Origin of the sequence: Vallitalea sp., from assembly GCF_025211055.1 — a bacterium.
Lineage (GTDB): Bacteria > Bacillota > Clostridia > Lachnospirales > Vallitaleaceae > Vallitalea.
This window is the reverse complement of record NZ_JAOARO010000094.1, coordinates 51,485-68,998: the sequence shown is the minus strand read 5'-3', so window position 1 is coordinate 68,998 and position 17,514 is coordinate 51,485. Positions and strand designations below refer to the sequence as shown.

The window sequence follows — 17,514 nt, the reverse complement described above, 5'->3', positions numbered from 1 at the left end:
ATACAGCAGTTTCAATATTCAATAAATATATAAAGCTACACATTTCAAACCAATGTTATATGTTCATCTAATATACATCCATACATAATTTCAATGAAAAATAATAAACGCCTACATAAACTGAGATTACTTTTATGTAGGCGTCTATCATATAAATTCATATATTATATTTTTCTTATTTTATATTAATATAATGCACATAACTCCTTAGCTATCTTAGCAGCAACTCTTGCATTATTATATACTAATTTTTTATTAGAATATAAACTCTTCCCTTCTGTTATATGATGTATTTCAGATAAAATGAAAGGTGTGATATTCTTACCCTTAATCCCTTTTTTCTCTGCATCTTGTACAGCTATGTCAATGGCATCATTTATGAAATCATAATCCATCTCATATTCTTCAGGTATTGGATTACCTATAACCATACCACCTTTTATATTTAAATCTTCTTTTGCCTTAATTGCTTTAGCGATTATTTTTGTAGAATCTGCATTATAATCTACACTATACCCACTTTTTCTAGTATAAAAAGCAGGAAAATCATTAGTTCTATAGCCAATAACAGGCACTCCTTGAGTCTCTAAGTATTCCAATGTTAGACCAATATCTAATATAGATTTTACCCCTGCACTTACAACAGCTACATTAGTATTAGCCAGCTCCATCAAATCAGCAGATATATCGAATGTCTGTTGGGCATTTCTATGAACTCCTCCTATACCTCCTGTTGCAAACACCTTGATTCCTGCCAAATTAGCGATAAGCATAGTAGTTGCAACTGTTGTTGCTCCATCAAGTTTACTGGCTATCAACATAGGAACATCTCTTCTGCTTGCTTTTCTTATCCCTTTGGTTTCCCCAAAGTAAACAAGTTCTTCATCAGTTAATCCCACTTTCATTCTACCACCAATAATAGCTATAGTAGCAGGTACTCCACCTTCTTTTCTGATTTTACTCTCACATGTCTTAGCACTCTCTATGTTTTCTGGATATGACATTCCATGAGATATTATAGTCGATTCAAGTGCTACAACAGGTTTATTTTCCTCTAACGCTCTTTTAACTTCTGGCTTGATATCCATATAATCTAACATTCTATCTCCTCCATTATTTTATTAATACTTTCTATACTCATATTAGGATTAACCGTTTCGGGATGTTTTACAGCTACTATTGCAGCTGCTGTAGAGAATTTTGCTATCTCATCAATATCCTTTTCATATAGAATTCCATATACAATTCCCGCCATGAATGCATCCCCCGCTCCTGTAGTATTGACTACTTTTATTTTTGGTGGTTTATAAGTATTAGTATAGTTACCCTCTCCGTAATATACTCCCTTGTCACCCAAAGTTATAAATACTCTCTTAACACCTTTATCAATAAAATAATTAACTGCCTTCTTAATTCCAAATGCATCTTCTATCTTAATACCAGAAAGAAACTCCGCTTCGTGTTTATTCAGTTTTATTGTATGAAAACCACCAATTATATCTTTTACTCTTCTTGCTTTTATTATTGATACAGGGTCTAGCAATATTTTTTTATCTTTAAAATTAGTTAAAATGTATTCTATGACTTGTCTTGACAAACAGGTATCAACAACTATAACTTCAGAATTCTTGATTATGTGATATTTACTTTTTATGAATTCTGGTGTCATTCTATCAACAATACTCATGTCTGATAAAGCTATTGACATATCACCTTTTTCATCCATTATTGCTAAATAAATTGATGCATTCTGATCTGGTAATATTAGAGAATGTTCCATATCAATACCTATTTGATTACATTCATCAATAAGCCTTTTACTATTGATATCACCTCCTGTTACTGAAATAAGCTTTGTATCAATTCCTAATCTAGCTAAATTTTCAGAAATATTTCTACCTACTCCACCAAGACATATTTTGATAAGTCCAGGGTTAGAATCTCTCTCAATAAGTTTTTCTTCTGTAAATCCATGAATATCAATATTAGCTGCTCCAATTACTGTTACATAATCGGACTTATTCATGACATACCCTCTCCCTTTGATATATCCTTTTTTTATTAGATTAGTAATATGAACGCCAACTGACGAACGAGTAATATTAAGTTTTTCGCCTATCGCTTTTTGTGAAATAAGTGGGTTTTTTTTAATTAATTCTAATATTTCCTTTTCACGACTAGTCATAACCTCTCCTTAATATGTGCTTATATTATAAGCTTTTGCTTATTAAATATATATTAGCATTTTATCACCATTTTCCCAATATTTTATTTAGTATTTTTCATTAGTTTTAATATATATTATTTTATATTTATTTTAATAAGTATTTTGTTAATTCGCTTTTATTTTATAATTTACACTACAAATAAATCTCCAAAATACCCATCATTTATTTATTAATTTCATATTTGATAGGATATAATTTTTATACTTTCAAATAATACATATATATGTTAAAATACCCAAAAGAAAAAGGAGATTAACCAAATGGACTATAATTATCAAAAATCTTATTGGAATAAGATGGCAGATAGTAAGAACTTTACTACTCCATTTCAATTTAATGTTTTTTCTAGGTATATATCTAAAAATGATACAATTTTAGATATAGGCTGTGGTTATGGAAGGACTTTAGACCAATTATACGAAAAGGGATATAACAATTTATATGGAATTGATTTCTCTAAGAATATGATTGACAGAGGAAAACTTCAATACCCTCATCTTAATCTAAAATGCACTGATAGTAAGACTTTAGAATATGAAGATAACTCTTTTGATGCTGTTATTATACTTGCTGTTCTAACTAGTATTATCAGTGATGATGACCAGAGAGCATTGATATCTGAGATTAGAAGGATTTTAAAACCTAAGGGTGTCATTTATATAAATGATTTCTTGATTAATTCAGATGAAAGAAATGTTAAGAGGTATAATGTTTTTCATAACAAGTTTAATAAATATGGTGTGTTTGAATTACCTGAGGGTGCTATTATGAGACATCATACAGTGGAATGGATTAAGGAGTTACTTAGTTGTTTTGATAAGATTGAGTTTGAAGAAATGTCTTATACTACTATGAATGGTAATACTTCAAAGGGGTTTTATTATTTGGGTAGGAAAGAAATGTAGGGAGATAGTTAGTTTTTAGGTTGTGAACGGGAATAATTGATTGAGGTTATAGGGTTCGTTTTACTTGCCTTACTCCAAAGGAACGGTCTGCGTAAAACGAACCCTATAACCTCTTCTCTGATGGCTACGTTATTATGAGATGATTGGTTATTCTAGTTAAGTAATTTATTTTAGTTTACTTGTAGTTTCTTAAAAATACTGATTTGGTCTTTATTGATTATTAATTAGCTCCCCGTGTAAGTTGAAGAATGATTCAAGGGCTAGGATTATTTCTTTTTTTTCGCCTTCGGTGGCTTTTGTTTCATCGTCTACATAATCGTTGATAGCATCTTTTACATCTGCTTCATATCTTACAACGTTGTTAAGGATACTTGCTACGTGTACTTGTCTAAGAGAACCTACCGTATAGATAGCGGAGGTCTCCATATCTGAGCCTAGGACGTTCTTGGAATTCCAATGTTTCATTATTTCACGTTCATTATCAATATAAAAAGAGTCATGACTTCTTGTAATACCCATAAATGTTTTGTAACCTAATTTTATGCTTGTATCACTTATGACTCTTAGAAGATTGAAGCTTGCTACGGCAGGATAGTTCTCACTTACGTACATTCTCGAAGCTCCTTCTTCTCTTACTACACCAGTAGGCATTATCAAATCTCCAATATCAATTTGGTTATTACAAGCACCTGCACTGCCTATGCGAATAAAGTACTTTGCACCACAAGCTATTAGTTCTTCAATGGCAATAGTTGCTGAAGCACCACCTATACCAGTTGATGTTACTGTGATTGGCATTTCCTTATATGTCCCTTTGATAGTTCTAAACTCACGATTATAAGCAACTTCTTCCCAAGTATCTAAAAAGCCGGCCACTCGTAGTACACGTTCTGGATCTCCAGGCAATATAACCATTTTTTCAATGTCATTGTCACTACATAGTATATGTGGTTGTTTCATATAACTCCTCCTTTGTAAAAAATATTAATTAGTTTTATTATAACACTAGTCGAAGAAGTTTTTAACATATTTTTACTTTTTTTATTCTGCTACCCATAATAATATAATTTCGGACAAAACAAAAAGAGGACTAGGAGCAAATCGTCCTGATTAAAGGAAAGGCGTTCACCGTCCATGGTTCACTTGACGTAACACCTAGAACACCTTACATTCTTATCCCCGTTGAAAGATTAAAGATATGGCATTTACTAGGCTTCTCGGTTATATTTACAAAAGTACCTTTTGTTATATTTCCTATTACCATCTCACTTGATTAATCTAGCCTCAAGCTTCAAAGAACGAGCCCAGTAGATGGGGGGATGGGTGCAATAAAGATGTGACTTTTAAAGGAACCTTAGCTTTTCTTAGGCTCCTTTAATCTGAACTACTTTATTGCACCCATCCCCCCATCTACGACCGTCTTGCACTATAATTACTATTAACCTATTTTGCAAATAAATAATAATAAGTTCTAAGTTTCTATTTATTTTTCATAAATGCTTCTACTTCATTCTTAAACGGCAAAGAAGTCTGTGCCCCTAGTTTTGTCGTAACCAAAGCTCCCACAGCATTTGAATATTTCAACCCGTCCTCTATATCATCTGATTCAATGAGCTTAATTGCTAATGCTGCATTAAAAGCATCTCCCGCCGCAGTACTATCAATAGACTTTACATTAAATGAACCTGCACTAATTGTATTATCCTTATCAATATACATACTTCCTTGTTTACCAAGTGTCACAACTACACTATTAGCACCTCTTTCAATTAATTCCATAGCACCTTCCTTAATATCCTCTTTTCCTGATATCTTCTTCAACTCTGTCTCATTAGGTGTAATTATATCTACATACTTAAAAATATCATTAGGAAACTCTTTTGCTGGTGCTGGATTAAATATGACTTTCACGTTATTATCACTAGCTATTTTAACCGCCTTCATAACTACATTAATAGGTATCTCCAATTGAACAAGTATACAGTCCGCTGACATTAACAATGCTTCATTAGCCTCCAGCCATTTCTCATCAATCTTCCCATTGGCTCCTGGATAAACAACAATAGTGTTATCACCATTATCCGCAACTGTAATCATTGCTACACCACTTGGTCCCTCTACTACATTTACACCTTCAACATTTATACTTTCTTTTGCAAGATTATCTTTAAGCTGTTCACCAATACTATCATCACCAACAGCTGCAATCATCGTAACTTCTGCACCAAGTCTTGCTGCTGCTACAGCTTGATTAGCACCTTTACCGCCGAATACAGTATTAAAAGACATAGCCGATAATGTTTCCCCCAACTTAGGTAATTCATTGGTTTTTAATACGTAATCCATATTAGTACTACCTACAACAACAATTTTCATATATTTAAACCTCCTTATTCAGTACTATTCATACTTGCTTATCATAGATTCAAGTATCTCCAAGAACTTCTCATTATCTGATTTTACACCAACATGAATGTTAGGTTTGTTATTTGTAACTCTAAAAACATCTGCAACAGTTTTTCCTCTAGTGATATCACTTTTTAGTTCCACATCAACATAATAATCTTCTGTTTCTAGTACAGAACTATCAATAAGTGTTGCTGCCGCTAATGGGTCATGCATAACTCCACCATGAGGGTTATAAGGACTTTCTCTATCTATTGTATAATCTATTAATTTTGCTACTACTTTAGCTACCTTGTTATTATACTGGTGTATTCTTTTATTTTGTTCTTTTGTAACAATAGTTTCATGAGTAACGTCTAATCCAACCATCACTAAATCTATGCCTGAATCAAATACTATTTTTGCTGCTTCTGGATCAGCATAAATATTGAATTCAGCAGCTGGAGTAACATTACCTAGATTGACTGCTCCACCCATGAAAACAATACTATCAATCATTTTCTTTAATTGTGGATATTTCAACAATGCTACTGCTATGTTAGTTAAAGGTCCAAGAGCTAAAATCTTGAGTCTGCCATCTGCTGCTAATGCTTCTTCATATATAGTATCTATAGCATCTTTTTCATAATAAGGCATTACCGGTTCTGGTAATGTAATATTGCCTAAACCAGAAATACCGTGGACGAATTCTGCATTAACTATTTTTCTCACAATAGGATTCTTGACTCCTATTGCAACTTTTATATCTTTTCCTGAAAGCTCTACTATCTTACGAGCATTATTGGAAGTCTTTTCTATCCCTACATTTCCTCCTACACTTGTAATAGCTCTAGTATCAAATTTTTCACATGCCAAACACATTAGTATGGCGGTTGTATCGTCTGTACCTGGATCTGTATCTATTATAATAGGTATTTTTGTCATTATTCTACCTCCCTAATTATATTTCTTTAGATTATCATATAACATGTCTATAAATCTTTCTCTGTCCAAATCAAAAACAACGTTGACATTTTTTTCTTTTCCACTAGTATCATAATAATCAACAACCGTTGCTCCAACAGTTAGTTCTCCTGATATATCTATCTCAACATTGTGTTTTTTAGTAATGAATATGCTTGGGTCTATGACATATGCTACAGCACAAACATCATGTAATGGTGGACCATCAAAACCAAAATTAGGGTTCATATGAAATATCCCAAAATAATCAAGGAGTTCAGCTACTAATTTACTGGCTTTGTTTCCAATACTTCTAATACGTTCTGCCTCATCCCCAAAAACTTGAGCCTTATGAGTTACATCAAGTCCACACATAGTAACTGGTAAGCCTGAACGATAAACTATATCAGCAGCTTCTGGGTCAACAAGTATGTTAAACTCAGCAGCTGGAGTCCAATTACCGCCAAAACATGCTCCACCCATTAATACAATTTCTTCTATGTTGTCTTTAACACTAGGATAAGCTAAAAGCAAATTGGCTATATTAGTTAAAGGACCTGTTGGTATGAGGGTTACTTTTTCCTTGGATTCATTTATTATTTTAAACATCAATTCAATAGCGGATTTATCACTTTTTTCAAATGATGGCTCAGGTAATTCTGGTCCTTCCAGACCACTTTCGCCATGAACTTCTGCTGCTGTTATCAATTCTCTTATAAGAGGTTTAGTTGCTCCTTTTGCAACTTCTTTGTGTATATCCAAATAACTTAATACTCTTAATGCATTATTAATTGTTTTATCTCCTGTCTGATTTCCTGCAACAGTTGTGATACCTTTTACATCAAGTTTTTCACTTCCAAGAGCAAGTAATAAAGCAATCGCATCATCATGTCCAGGATCACAATCAATAATTACTGGTTTAGCCATAATTCATCCTCCTACGCATATAGTAAATTTTAATATATCTAAACAAGCAAAAAGACTATGTTGAAGTATTTTCGTAAAAACATTAATCTTTTTGCTTATAATTATCATCTTTATACAAAATAAAGCCTATATATTATTATTGAACAAGATTTTATTATCTCCAATCAATAATAATATTAATGGCTTTATTCATTAATTCTATAATTGTTTTATCTTCTGTTTCTTAATCCTTTTAATCTGAGATTGTTTTCTTGATGCATATATTACTAATCCGATTAGTGTTGCAATGTATGGAATCATATATATAAATTGTGGTGGCACTCTTAGAGTTTGTAGATTGTTAGCTAATGCATCTGCAAATCCAAAGAATAATGATGTAAGGAATGTTCCAATAGGTGTAGCTCCACCCATTGCTTCTGCTGCCAAGGCGATGAATCCTCTACCAGCTGTCATATTTCTTGTAAAATATGATAAATATCCCATAGACATATAAGCTCCACCAAATCCTGCAAAGACTCCACTTAAAATAAGAGCAATATATTTTATCTTTCTTACACTAATACCTACTGAATCAGCCGCATTAGGATTCTCTCCAACAGCTCTTATCTTAAGTCCCAGAGGAGTTTTATATAATAAATAATATATAAATATTACTGATAATATTGAAATATAAGTTAAAGCGTTATGACCTGAGAAAATAGGTCCTATAATTGGAATCTTATCTATCAATGGTATATCAATATTAGGTATTACTTTACTCTTTAAATCTGAAGAAATACCTTTATTATTAACAACTAAAAATAAAACAAATACCGTCCCTCCAGCTGCCATAAGGTTTAGTGCAATGCCTGATAGGATTATATCAGTCTTGAGGTTAAGTGAAAAGTAAGCTAATAGTAAACCTACCAAAGCACCTACAAGAACTGCACCTAATAATCCGATCCAAGCACTTTGTGTTGTAGCACTTATAATAACACCTGCTAAAGCTGAAGTTAACATAATACCTTCAAGTGCAATATTGATTACGCCAGCTCTATCTGATATAAGCGCACCAAGAGCAGCAAATAGTATAGGAGTCGTTACCCGTAATACAGAATATCCAAATCCAGTAGTAAAAATAATATTAAATAACTCAGCCATATTATTTTACCCCCTTCACGCTTAATTTTTTAGCTTCTTTGTATACTAATTTATGTTTATATTTTGATAAAAAGCTTTCAGCAACTATAAACACAATTATTACACCTTGAATTATGGCAACAACTTCACTTTGGACGTCTGAACCTCGAGACATCAAGTCTGCACCAATTCTAAGATAAGCTAAGAAAATGGCACCGATAGGAACATATAAAGGATTATTTCTTGCTAGAATAGCAACTATGATACCATCCCATCCATAACCAGGCAATGTCTGCCATGTAAATCTCCTATATAATCCAAGCACTTCAATAGAACCTCCCATACCAGCAATGAATCCACCTAATACTTGAGAAAGTATTATAACTTTTGCTGTATTGATTCCTGAGTACTCAGCAAATCTTTTGTTTTCACCAGTTATCCTTATTTCGTATCCCCATTTAGTTCTATATAGGAAATAGTAACAAAGAACAACCATAACAGCAACAATTATCAAACCTGCATGAATTCTAGTTCCAGATAAAATAACCATTAGTTTAGCTGACTTAGGAATTTTTTCAGATGCAATTGCTCCTGAGTTAGGATCTCTAAAGTGGTAATTCAATAGATATGCACCTATAAATAATGCAATATAGTTCAACATTAATGATGATACCAACTCTGTAGCATTCCATCTTACTTTCATAAATGCAGGTATACTAACAACAATCGCTCCAAGAATACCTCCAAAAAGTATAGCTACCAATGGATGCGCTACTACAGGCAATGATACTTTTATTGCAACCACCATTGCTGCAACACCACCAATGAAGAAGCCACCTTCTGCACCAAGGTTAAATTGTTGAGCTTTGAACATAATACTTACTGCAAGTCCTGTAAACATTAGAGGGATTGCAAGTTCAATAACATTACCAAAGTGTCTAAGACTATCAATTGGTCCTATAACAAACTCTTTTAGGGCTACCCCTGGTTCATTACTTGTTAAAAAGATAATTATCAATGCAACCGCTAGTGCAATCAATATTGCCAAACTAGTACGAACAACTTCAAATTTTAGATTTTTACGCATTAATAACTCCCCCAATCTCTTCTGGTGTTTGTTTTTTAACTCCTAACATATATAGACCTAATTCTTCTTCAGTTAATGTACTAGTATCTTCAAAATAAGCTACGATTTCTCCACCATACATTACAATCAAGCTGTCACTAAGTTCCATTACTTCATTCAAATCAGCTGAAATCAGTAATACTGCTGTTCCTTCATCCCTAAGTTCAACTAATCTTTTTCTGATAAATTCTGTTGCTCCAACATCAATACCTCTTGTTGGCTGGTTAGCTATGAGAAGTTTTGGTCCTCCTGAAAATTCTCTTGCAACAACTACTTTTTGTATATTACCACCAGAAAGCATTCTGACCTTTTGATTGGCAGAATTACATTTTACTCTATATTCTTTTATAAGTTCAATTGCTCTTTCTTTGATAGTTTTTGTTTTCAATAATACTTTACCGTTATATTCACTGGTATCATACTTATCAGAGATTATATTCTGTTCAATACTTACATCACCTGCAACACCATAGGTCATTCTATCTTCTGGAATATGTGATGTACCAAGTCTTCTTATTTGTTTTATTGTTTTACCAATAACCTCATTATCAACTATCTTTATGCTTCCTGATGTTGGACTATCCAATCCTGTTATAGACTCTACCAACTCTCTTTGTCCATTACCTTCTACACCAGCAACACCTAGTATTTCACCTTTTCTAACACTGAATGAAATACCATTAAGAGCTTTTTTACCTAGCTCATTGACATATACTAGATCTTTTATATTAAGTATTGATTCTTTTGGTGAAGCTTTTTCTTTTTCTACTCTAAGAACTACATCTCTTCCTACCATTAACCTTGAGATATCTTCTTCTGTTACATCACTAGTATTATGGACACCCATACTCTTACCATTTCTCATAACTGTAATTCGGTCACATAACTCTTTTACCTCATTTAATTTGTGTGAGATAAATATTATTGTATGTCCTTTTTCTTTTAATAATTTCAGCTGATTAAATAGTTCTTTGGTCTCCTGAGGAGTAAGTACTGCTGTGGGCTCATCTAATATTAATATCTTAGCCCCTCTTAGTAGAGCTTTAAGTATTTCAACTTTCTGTTTAATTCCAACTGGTATATCTTCAACTTTTGCTCTTGGATCAACATGTAGATTATACTTGTTTGATAACTCTTCAGTGGTCCTTATTGCTTTATCCATATCAACAAACAAACCTTTTTTAGGCTCTACACCTAAAACCATGTTTTCTGCAACTGTTAAAGAAGGAACTAACATAAAGTGCTGATGCACCATACCGATACCATACTCTATGGCAACTGTAGGTGATGTTATGTGAATTTTCTCTCCTCGTAAGGTGATTTTTCCTTCCTCTGGAGTATGAAGTCCAAATAAGATTTTCATCAAAGTTGACTTTCCAGCACCATTTTCTCCACAAATAGCGTGAATCTCTCCTTCTCTTATAGAGAAATCAACTCCATCGTTAGCTACTATACCACTTGGATAAACTTTAGTTATTTTCTCCATTTTAAGTAGTTCGTTTTGCATATTATCACTCCATTAGATTATTATTAAGAAGGTACATTCATTGAAAACAATAAATGCACCCTCTAAATTATACTACAAAACTATTATTTAACAGAATTTATATATTCAGTAAGTTCATCTTGTGTCATCTTAAATGCAGTTTTTACTTCTATTTCTCCATTAACGATTTTTTCCTCGATTTCAGCTAATTCTTTCATGATCTCAGCTGAAACATTTGTATTAGTATCAACTATATCAATAGCTTTTTCTTTGAATCCAAGACTTTCTGCTGAACCATATGGTAAAGTTCCTTCCATATGCATATCTATTGCACGAAGTAATGATTGGTCAACTCTCTTTAATACTGATGTTAATATTAATTCAGATTTTTCTTTTTCATCTGCAAATAATGCAGCTTGGTCTGAGTCTACACCAATAACATATTTACCAGCTTCTAATGCAGCGTCAATTTGTCCAAGACCAGCTTGTCCAGCAACGTTGAATCCAATATCTACTCCACCTTGTTTGAATTGAGCAAGACTCATTTCTTTAGCTTTTGCAACATCAGAGAAGTCTCCAATATAAGAACTTGCTACTTTGGTATCTGGGTCTGCATATAGAGCTCCTTGGATATATCCAACTAAGAAGTCATTGATTACATTGTTTTCCATACCACCGATGAAACCGATTTTCTTGTCTGCGTTAATACCTTCCATATCAGAAGTAGTTATTCTTGAAGCAAGAACACCTGCTAAGAATGAACCTTCATTTTGCTTGTAACCGATAGAATATACGTTATCTAAGTCATATTCTTTGTAATTAACAGTTGAATCAAAGATAATGTATTTTTTATCTTTGTGATCAACAGCGATATCTTGTAGATATTCAGACATTTGGTATGTTCCCACAATGATTATATCGTAATCTTTATCAGATACATCTAATAATGCTGGTTCCCATTTTGTCTCATCATAAGTCATTTCAATAGTTTCAGTTTCTACCTTATCACCATATTTTTCTTGAATAAGGTCCATACCTGCTTTAGCTGAATCAAAAAATGATTTGTCTCCAAGATTACCATTGATTAATAATACTACTTTTAATAGGTCATCTGTTTTTACATCATCTTTATCATCTGTTTTGTTGTCTTCAGTGTTTGTAGTATCTCCAGTATCTGGAGTCTTAGTATCGTCTTTCTTTTCACCGCAGCCAGCTAAAAGCATGGATACAGTCATTACTAGTGCTAATATTAGAATTAATGATTTTTTCATCATTTATTCCCCCTTTATTTTTTTGTTGTAAATTGCCATACTTTTGGCAATTTACAAGTTATTATTATACACCATGAAAATATTAATTTCAACCTAAGATATTATTTTAAATTTTACTTAGGCTTTCAAAGCATTTCTACAACTTTCTACTGTCCATTTTGTCAGTTCATTAATATGGATATTTTCCATACTTCTTACGTATGTTTCGATATTATTGTTAAATGGTTCAGTCCACTTATCGGCAATTTTATTTTTACCAACAATAATTCCTATAGCTGTCATAATTTGAGCTGCATTACAATCTACATCTACACCTTCCATTGCAATAATATGAAGGGTTTCGTCATAATCGCCATTGCCAAACCATAGTGCAACGACTTCTGCTGCTGCATTAGGATAAGCATGGATCCAATTATATTTTACAAATTTTTCCTCACATAGTCTCCATACTTGCTCCCAGTCAGTTGATTTTTCACATTGATCAAGAGCATATTTAACAACTGAATAATACTCACTTTTACTTGGAATCATATTGATTACTTCTTTTAATAACAATCTTACATCTTTTCTTGTGAACGATAGTGAAACTAACATAGCATTGAATATTTCACCAATAATTCCATTGTTGTAATGAGAAACTTGTCCATCAATCCATGCAAGTCTTGCGGCTTCTTTTGGATTTCCAGGTGCAACCATACCACATATAGCACCTCTCATCTGAGCTCCAATCCATTCACAATAAGGATTACAGAATGTACCACTTTCTGGTGGATAAATCCCATAACGAATATTTCTTAGAGCCACTTCTTCTGCTGACCATCCAGCAGGAATAAGACCTATCCATTCATGAGCTATGTCTACTGAATCTACATCACCTCCTTTTTTCATAAAAGCTTTAAGAAAAGCCAATTCAAAAGTGATATCATCATTTAATGTATTTGGTTTTCTAACATAATCTCTAATTTCACCAAATACTTTTCTTAGGTTATCAGTTGTATAACCTTCAATAGCAGTACCTAAAGCACCACCAACTAATTGTGATTTCCATCCAATAAGAATTTTTTCTTCAAAATCATTAGAATTTACATCATAGGAATCCTTTACAAAAGCAACATCCTCTTCATATTGTTTCCAATTTTTGTATATTTTATATTTCCAATAAGAGGATTTTTCATCTTCTATACATTTATTCATTTGATGATATAATTTTGAAGTAAGAGTATGAAGTTTTACCATGTCATTATTATTTAATGCTTCTAAACCCTCTTTTATTATTTCTTCATAATCTTCTACTATATATCCTCTGTTTTCAATGGCTTGTATACCTGCAATGATGACTCTTTCAGGAGCACCTGATCCTGGTACATTACTACCCCAAAGAAGTTTTATCTTATCATCATCAACTTTACCTATATTAGCCATTCCATCCCACTGCTGTTCTTCTTCACTTAAGACTACTGGGATTGCTGATTCTATTAACTGTTGTTCCATTTCCCAAGCTTTCATTGTGTCTTTTCCTTTCTGTTAATATATGCCCCTATTATTCTACTACCATATTTCCAAAGTATCAATCATATCTTTATATTGTTTTCTATCTACATATATTTTACCTTTTTTTATTGTTACTAAACCTATTGCTTTTAGCTTAGTTATATTTCTTCCAACCGTTTTAACGCTTATCCCTAGAATATCCGCTATTTCTTGTCTTTTTTTATTAACATATACTATATTATTATCATTTATTTCATTTTTAACATATTCAATAATAAATCTCTTGATCATATGAATAGCTGGATAGTAATGAGAATAACCTTGATAACATGATGTATAGCATAATCTAACAGCTAATCTTTTAGCTAACATATGAGTAATATAATTATCACACTTAGTCCATTTAATAAAATCATTTTTTAATATTCTAAAAACTATACAGTCAGTTTTTGCTATATTTGTTACTACCGCTTTTGTTTCACCAGCTAATACTTCCATTTCACCTATATAATCAATGGCTTTATTAGTATTAAGTATGTATATACTTCCGTTTGCAAATTCGTTAATGACATTTAATTCACCTTTACATAATATATTGACATATTTTATATCTTCGCCTTTCTTAATAATTGTACTATTACTTTTATATGTTTTAAGTCTACATCTTTCCTTAATGTCCCTTGGCATACCTTCAAGAACTTTTTTCAATTCTGGTTGATATTCCATAATTTCTTGTAGCAACATATTCTTCACTCCATACTAATTATTTAAGAATAAGGTCTATAATATTTTTATCAATAAATACTTATATTATATTAATTTAATCTAATTTATAAGTATATTTTATTTATAAAATAATGTTAATCCTATAAGATTAGTTGTTATGTCTATTTTATTGAATATTATTTGCAAAAAAGTAGAATTTATTTAACATCATTATAATAAATTAAATTGTCAAACAAAAGGACATATGTCCATTTGTTATCATTCTATATATTGTTTTATATTAAGATAACATTATTGTTAAAATGACAAAAAATAAGAACGGCTATAAAAGCCGTCAAATATAGACCAAAATCATTATTAAATTTATTTATATATTTATTTACATATTTCGCTAGCTCTTGCTAATTTAACATCATTCTCAGTCAATGTCTTTATTGCTTTATTTACCTCAGATACTTTCATAATTACTGAAGCATTACCATTCATAGCATAAGCATACATATATTCAATACTCACACTATTAGATGCTAATACTTTTACTGCTTTATGTAATGCTCCTGATTCATGTGGTATTATTAAACATATGACATCGGTGAGACTAACTGAATACCCTAATTTTTTTAATAACTCATGAGCTTTTTCAGGACTAGCTACAATCAATCTTAAGATTCCATATTCTGACGTATCAGCTACACTAAGTGCAGATATAGTAATATTATTATCACCTAATGTCTTTGTTACATCTGATAATCTTCCAGATTTGTTTTCTAGAAAAACGCTGAGTTGTTTAATTGTCATACTAATTTCCTCCTATCTATAATACGTTTAGCTTTACCTTCACTTCTTTCTATTGTTTTTGGCTCAACTAATTTTACTTTTACACTTATTCCCAGTGTACTTTGTATTTCGTGAGTGATTTTCTTAGTTAGATTCTCCAGTTTTCGAATTTCATCAGAGAAAAAGGCTTCATCAACTTCTACCCATATCTCGAGAGTATCAAGATTATTATGTCTCTCTACAATAAGTAAATAATGTGGTTTAGTTTCACGCATTTCTAGTAGAACACTTTCTATTTGTGATGGGAATACGTTAACACCACGAATAATCAACATATCATCAGAACGTCCTGTGCATTTTTGCATCCTGACCATAGTTCTTCCACATTCACATTTATCATAATTAAGTACAGTAAGATCTCTCGTTCTATATCTTAATATAGGAAGAGCTTCTTTTGTGATTGTTGTAAATACTAATTCTCCTTCCATACCCATATCAACATTTTTCAATGTATCCGTACTGATTGTCTCAGGAATAAAATGGTCTTCTGCTACATGTAAACCATTTTGGTAACTACATTCACAAGCTACCCCAGGTCCCATGATCTCACTTAATCCATATATATCCATAGCTTTGATATGAAGTTTTGCTTCTATTTGCTTTCTCATGTTATTGGTCCATGGCTCAGCTCCAAATATACCAGTTTTTAATTTTAATTTTGCTGGATCTATACCTTTTTCTTCCATAGCTTCAGCTAAATAAAGAGCATAAGAAGGTGTACAAGCTATAACAGTACTTTCAAAATCACTCATTAAGTTCAACTGTTTTTTTGTATTTCCACCAGATATAGGAATAACAGTAGCCCCTACCTTTTCAGCTCCATAATGGATACCTAATCCACCTGTGAATAAACCATATCCATATGCTATTTGAATTCTATCATTTTTCTCTACTCCAGCACAATGTAAGGAACGTGCTACAACTTCTGACCAAGATGATAGATCTCTTCTCGTATAACCTACTACAGTAGGCTTTCCAGTTGTTCCAGAAGAAGCATGTACTCTGACCACTTCACTCATTGGAACTGCGAATAAGTTAAATGGATAATTGTCTCTCAAGTCTTGTTTTGTAGTAAATGGTAATTTTGACAAATCTTGTATTCCTTTTATGTCTTCCGGTTCCAAGCCAATTTCTTGCATCTTTTTTCTATAGAAAGGTACGTTATAATATACTCTTTCAACTGTTTCACATAATCTTTTGCTTTGTATTTCTCTAAGTTCATCTCGACTCATGCATTCAATATGTTCATTCCAAATCATTTTTTGTCCTCCTCTAAGTATTAAACAAAATAGGCTATGCCTCATTTCGAATAACTACTAAATTGCAACTTCTATGTCATTATACTTTAATAAAAACCTACCACAATCATATTATATCATATGTTGTGGTAGGATTATAATTATTTTTTGCTATTAATGTTACTAAAATATATAAAAACTTTATATTTCATGGTTCGTTTTGGTAAAAACTTAATTATTATAGAGCATAACCAGCTTCAAATGCCTCTACATTAACTTCAACTGTCTTACTTGGTACAGTTTGTTTTATAGCTTCTTCCCACTTATCTTTATCTTCATCTAAATTTTTGGCAAGTAAACCTAATAAAACAGTATTGACCACTCTAAAGTTACCTATCTTTCTTGCTTCACTTAATGCATCAGCAACAATCACTTTGTTATCAGCATCATGTAACTGTTGGATTATATCTTGTGGATAGTCAGCTGCTCCTATAATAACAGGCATAGGATCAATCTCTTGAGCATTAACAATAAGCAAACCATCTTTTTTCAAGTAATGACGCCATCTTAGTGCTTCCATCTTTTCAAAAGCAAGTATAATATCAGCTTTTCCTATCTCTACAAGAGGTGAATATACTTTGTCTCCATAACGAATATGTGTAACAACACTCCCACCTCTTTGTGACATTCCATGTACCTCAGATAATTTTACATCATATCCAGAATGTATTGCTAAATTACCTAGTATTCTACTGGTTAAAAGTGTTCCTTGTCCTCCAACACCTACAACTAATATATTCTTTGTTTCCATT

General features: G+C 32.1%; 16 protein-coding genes. 1 reads left to right on the top strand and 15 read right to left on the bottom strand.

The window, feature by feature from the left end:
* Positions 1–185: 185 nt before the first annotated feature.
* Positions 186–1,100, bottom strand: coding sequence for a pseudouridine-5'-phosphate glycosidase (locus N4A55_RS14815; RefSeq protein WP_293757739.1), 915 nt, complete (start codon positions 1,098–1,100; stop codon positions 186–188).
* On the bottom strand, positions 1,094–2,185 hold the full coding sequence (locus N4A55_RS14810; protein WP_293757737.1) for a carbohydrate kinase: 1,092 nt from the start codon (positions 2,183–2,185) through the stop codon (positions 1,094–1,096). The genes N4A55_RS14815 and N4A55_RS14810 overlap by 7 nt, the downstream gene beginning before the upstream one ends.
* A gap of 303 nt (positions 2,186–2,488) precedes the next feature.
* On the opposite strand from N4A55_RS14810, the gene N4A55_RS14805 reads away from it, so the two are divergent.
* The gene (locus tag N4A55_RS14805) at positions 2,489–3,133 is read left to right on the top strand and encodes a class I SAM-dependent methyltransferase (protein WP_293757735.1); all 645 of its coding nucleotides are present in this window, start codon (positions 2,489–2,491) and stop codon (positions 3,131–3,133) included.
* Between the two features lie 210 nt (positions 3,134–3,343).
* Here the strand turns inward: N4A55_RS14805 and N4A55_RS14800 are convergent, their stop codons facing one another.
* The 13 genes from N4A55_RS14800 to N4A55_RS14740 all read right to left on the bottom strand — a co-directional run bounded on the left by N4A55_RS14800 (position 3,344) and on the right by N4A55_RS14740 (position 17,513).
* Positions 3,344–4,093, bottom strand: coding sequence for a nucleoside phosphorylase (locus N4A55_RS14800; protein ID WP_293757733.1), 750 nt, complete (start codon positions 4,091–4,093; stop codon positions 3,344–3,346).
* Between the two features lie 519 nt (positions 4,094–4,612).
* A complete protein-coding gene (gene rbsK, locus N4A55_RS14795; protein ID WP_293757731.1) occupies positions 4,613–5,509 on the bottom strand; it encodes a ribokinase in 897 nt (298 codons plus the stop codon).
* A 24-nt stretch (positions 5,510–5,533) separates the two neighbouring features.
* Positions 5,534–6,463, bottom strand: a complete 930-nt coding sequence (locus N4A55_RS14790; protein WP_293757729.1) for a nucleoside hydrolase — start codon at positions 6,461–6,463, stop codon at positions 5,534–5,536.
* A 12-nt stretch (positions 6,464–6,475) separates the two neighbouring features.
* Positions 6,476–7,408 (bottom strand): pyrimidine-specific ribonucleoside hydrolase RihA, encoded by a 933-nt coding sequence (gene rihA, locus N4A55_RS14785; protein WP_293757727.1) that lies wholly within the window; start codon positions 7,406–7,408, stop codon positions 6,476–6,478.
* A 198-nt stretch (positions 7,409–7,606) separates the two neighbouring features.
* Positions 7,607–8,548 (bottom strand): ABC transporter permease, encoded by a 942-nt coding sequence (locus N4A55_RS14780; RefSeq protein WP_293757725.1) that lies wholly within the window; start codon positions 8,546–8,548, stop codon positions 7,607–7,609.
* Position 8,549: 1 nt separating this feature from the next.
* Positions 8,550–9,614, bottom strand: coding sequence for an ABC transporter permease (locus N4A55_RS14775; RefSeq protein WP_293757723.1), 1,065 nt, complete (start codon positions 9,612–9,614; stop codon positions 8,550–8,552).
* Entirely contained in the window at positions 9,607–11,160 is a 1,554-nt protein-coding gene (locus tag N4A55_RS14770; protein WP_293757721.1) for an ABC transporter ATP-binding protein, read from the bottom strand. The genes N4A55_RS14775 and N4A55_RS14770 overlap by 8 nt, the downstream gene beginning before the upstream one ends.
* Positions 11,161–11,243: 83 nt before the next feature.
* Positions 11,244–12,410 (bottom strand): BMP family ABC transporter substrate-binding protein, encoded by a 1,167-nt coding sequence (locus N4A55_RS14765; protein ID WP_293757719.1) that lies wholly within the window; start codon positions 12,408–12,410, stop codon positions 11,244–11,246.
* Between the two features lie 117 nt (positions 12,411–12,527).
* Entirely contained in the window at positions 12,528–13,916 is a 1,389-nt protein-coding gene (locus N4A55_RS14760) for an ADP-ribosylglycohydrolase family protein (RefSeq protein WP_293757717.1), read from the bottom strand.
* A gap of 42 nt (positions 13,917–13,958) precedes the next feature.
* Positions 13,959–14,645, bottom strand: a complete 687-nt coding sequence (locus tag N4A55_RS14755) for a Crp/Fnr family transcriptional regulator (RefSeq protein WP_293757715.1) — start codon at positions 14,643–14,645, stop codon at positions 13,959–13,961.
* A gap of 357 nt (positions 14,646–15,002) precedes the next feature.
* The gene (locus tag N4A55_RS14750) at positions 15,003–15,425 is read right to left on the bottom strand and encodes an ACT domain-containing protein (protein WP_293757713.1); all 423 of its coding nucleotides are present in this window, start codon (positions 15,423–15,425) and stop codon (positions 15,003–15,005) included.
* Positions 15,422–16,723: a phenylacetate--CoA ligase family protein gene (locus N4A55_RS14745; RefSeq protein ID WP_293757711.1), complete on the bottom strand. Its 1,302-nt coding sequence runs from the start codon at positions 16,721–16,723 to the stop codon at positions 15,422–15,424. Before N4A55_RS14745 ends, N4A55_RS14750 begins: the two co-directional genes overlap by 4 nt.
* 217 nt (positions 16,724–16,940) lie before the next feature.
* On the bottom strand, positions 16,941–17,513 hold the full coding sequence (locus N4A55_RS14740) for an indolepyruvate oxidoreductase subunit beta (protein WP_293757709.1): 573 nt from the start codon (positions 17,511–17,513) through the stop codon (positions 16,941–16,943).
* Between the last annotated feature and the right edge of the window lies 1 nt (position 17,514).

Excerpts from the sequence above, each read along its gene's own strand:
- N4A55_RS14815 (WP_293757739.1), bottom strand. The coding sequence starts at position 1,100 with ATGTTAGATTATATGGATATCAAGCCAGAAGTTAAAAGAGCGTTAGAG.
- N4A55_RS14810 (WP_293757737.1), bottom strand. The coding sequence starts at position 2,185 with ATGACTAGTCGTGAAAAGGAAATATTAGAATTAATTAAAAAAAACCCA.
- N4A55_RS14805 (WP_293757735.1), top strand. The coding sequence starts at position 2,489 with ATGGACTATAATTATCAAAAATCTTATTGGAATAAGATGGCAGATAGT.
- N4A55_RS14800 (WP_293757733.1), bottom strand. The coding sequence starts at position 4,093 with ATGAAACAACCACATATACTATGTAGTGACAATGACATTGAAAAAATG.
- rbsK (WP_293757731.1), bottom strand. The coding sequence starts at position 5,509 with ATGAAAATTGTTGTTGTAGGTAGTACTAATATGGATTACGTATTAAAA.
- N4A55_RS14790 (WP_293757729.1), bottom strand. The coding sequence starts at position 6,463 with ATGACAAAAATACCTATTATAATAGATACAGATCCAGGTACAGACGAT.
- rihA (WP_293757727.1), bottom strand. The coding sequence starts at position 7,408 with ATGGCTAAACCAGTAATTATTGATTGTGATCCTGGACATGATGATGCG.
- N4A55_RS14780 (WP_293757725.1), bottom strand. The coding sequence starts at position 8,548 with ATGGCTGAGTTATTTAATATTATTTTTACTACTGGATTTGGATATTCT.
- N4A55_RS14775 (WP_293757723.1), bottom strand. The coding sequence starts at position 9,614 with ATGCGTAAAAATCTAAAATTTGAAGTTGTTCGTACTAGTTTGGCAATA.
- N4A55_RS14770 (WP_293757721.1), bottom strand. The coding sequence starts at position 11,160 with ATGCAAAACGAACTACTTAAAATGGAGAAAATAACTAAAGTTTATCCA.
- N4A55_RS14765 (WP_293757719.1), bottom strand. The coding sequence starts at position 12,410 with ATGAAAAAATCATTAATTCTAATATTAGCACTAGTAATGACTGTATCC.
- N4A55_RS14760 (WP_293757717.1), bottom strand. The coding sequence starts at position 13,916 with ATGAAAGCTTGGGAAATGGAACAACAGTTAATAGAATCAGCAATCCCA.
- N4A55_RS14755 (WP_293757715.1), bottom strand. The coding sequence starts at position 14,645 with ATGTTGCTACAAGAAATTATGGAATATCAACCAGAATTGAAAAAAGTT.
- N4A55_RS14750 (WP_293757713.1), bottom strand. The coding sequence starts at position 15,425 with ATGACAATTAAACAACTCAGCGTTTTTCTAGAAAACAAATCTGGAAGA.
- N4A55_RS14745 (WP_293757711.1), bottom strand. The coding sequence starts at position 16,723 with ATGATTTGGAATGAACATATTGAATGCATGAGTCGAGATGAACTTAGA.
- N4A55_RS14740 (WP_293757709.1), bottom strand. The coding sequence starts at position 17,513 with ATGGAAACAAAGAATATATTAGTTGTAGGTGTTGGAGGACAAGGAACA.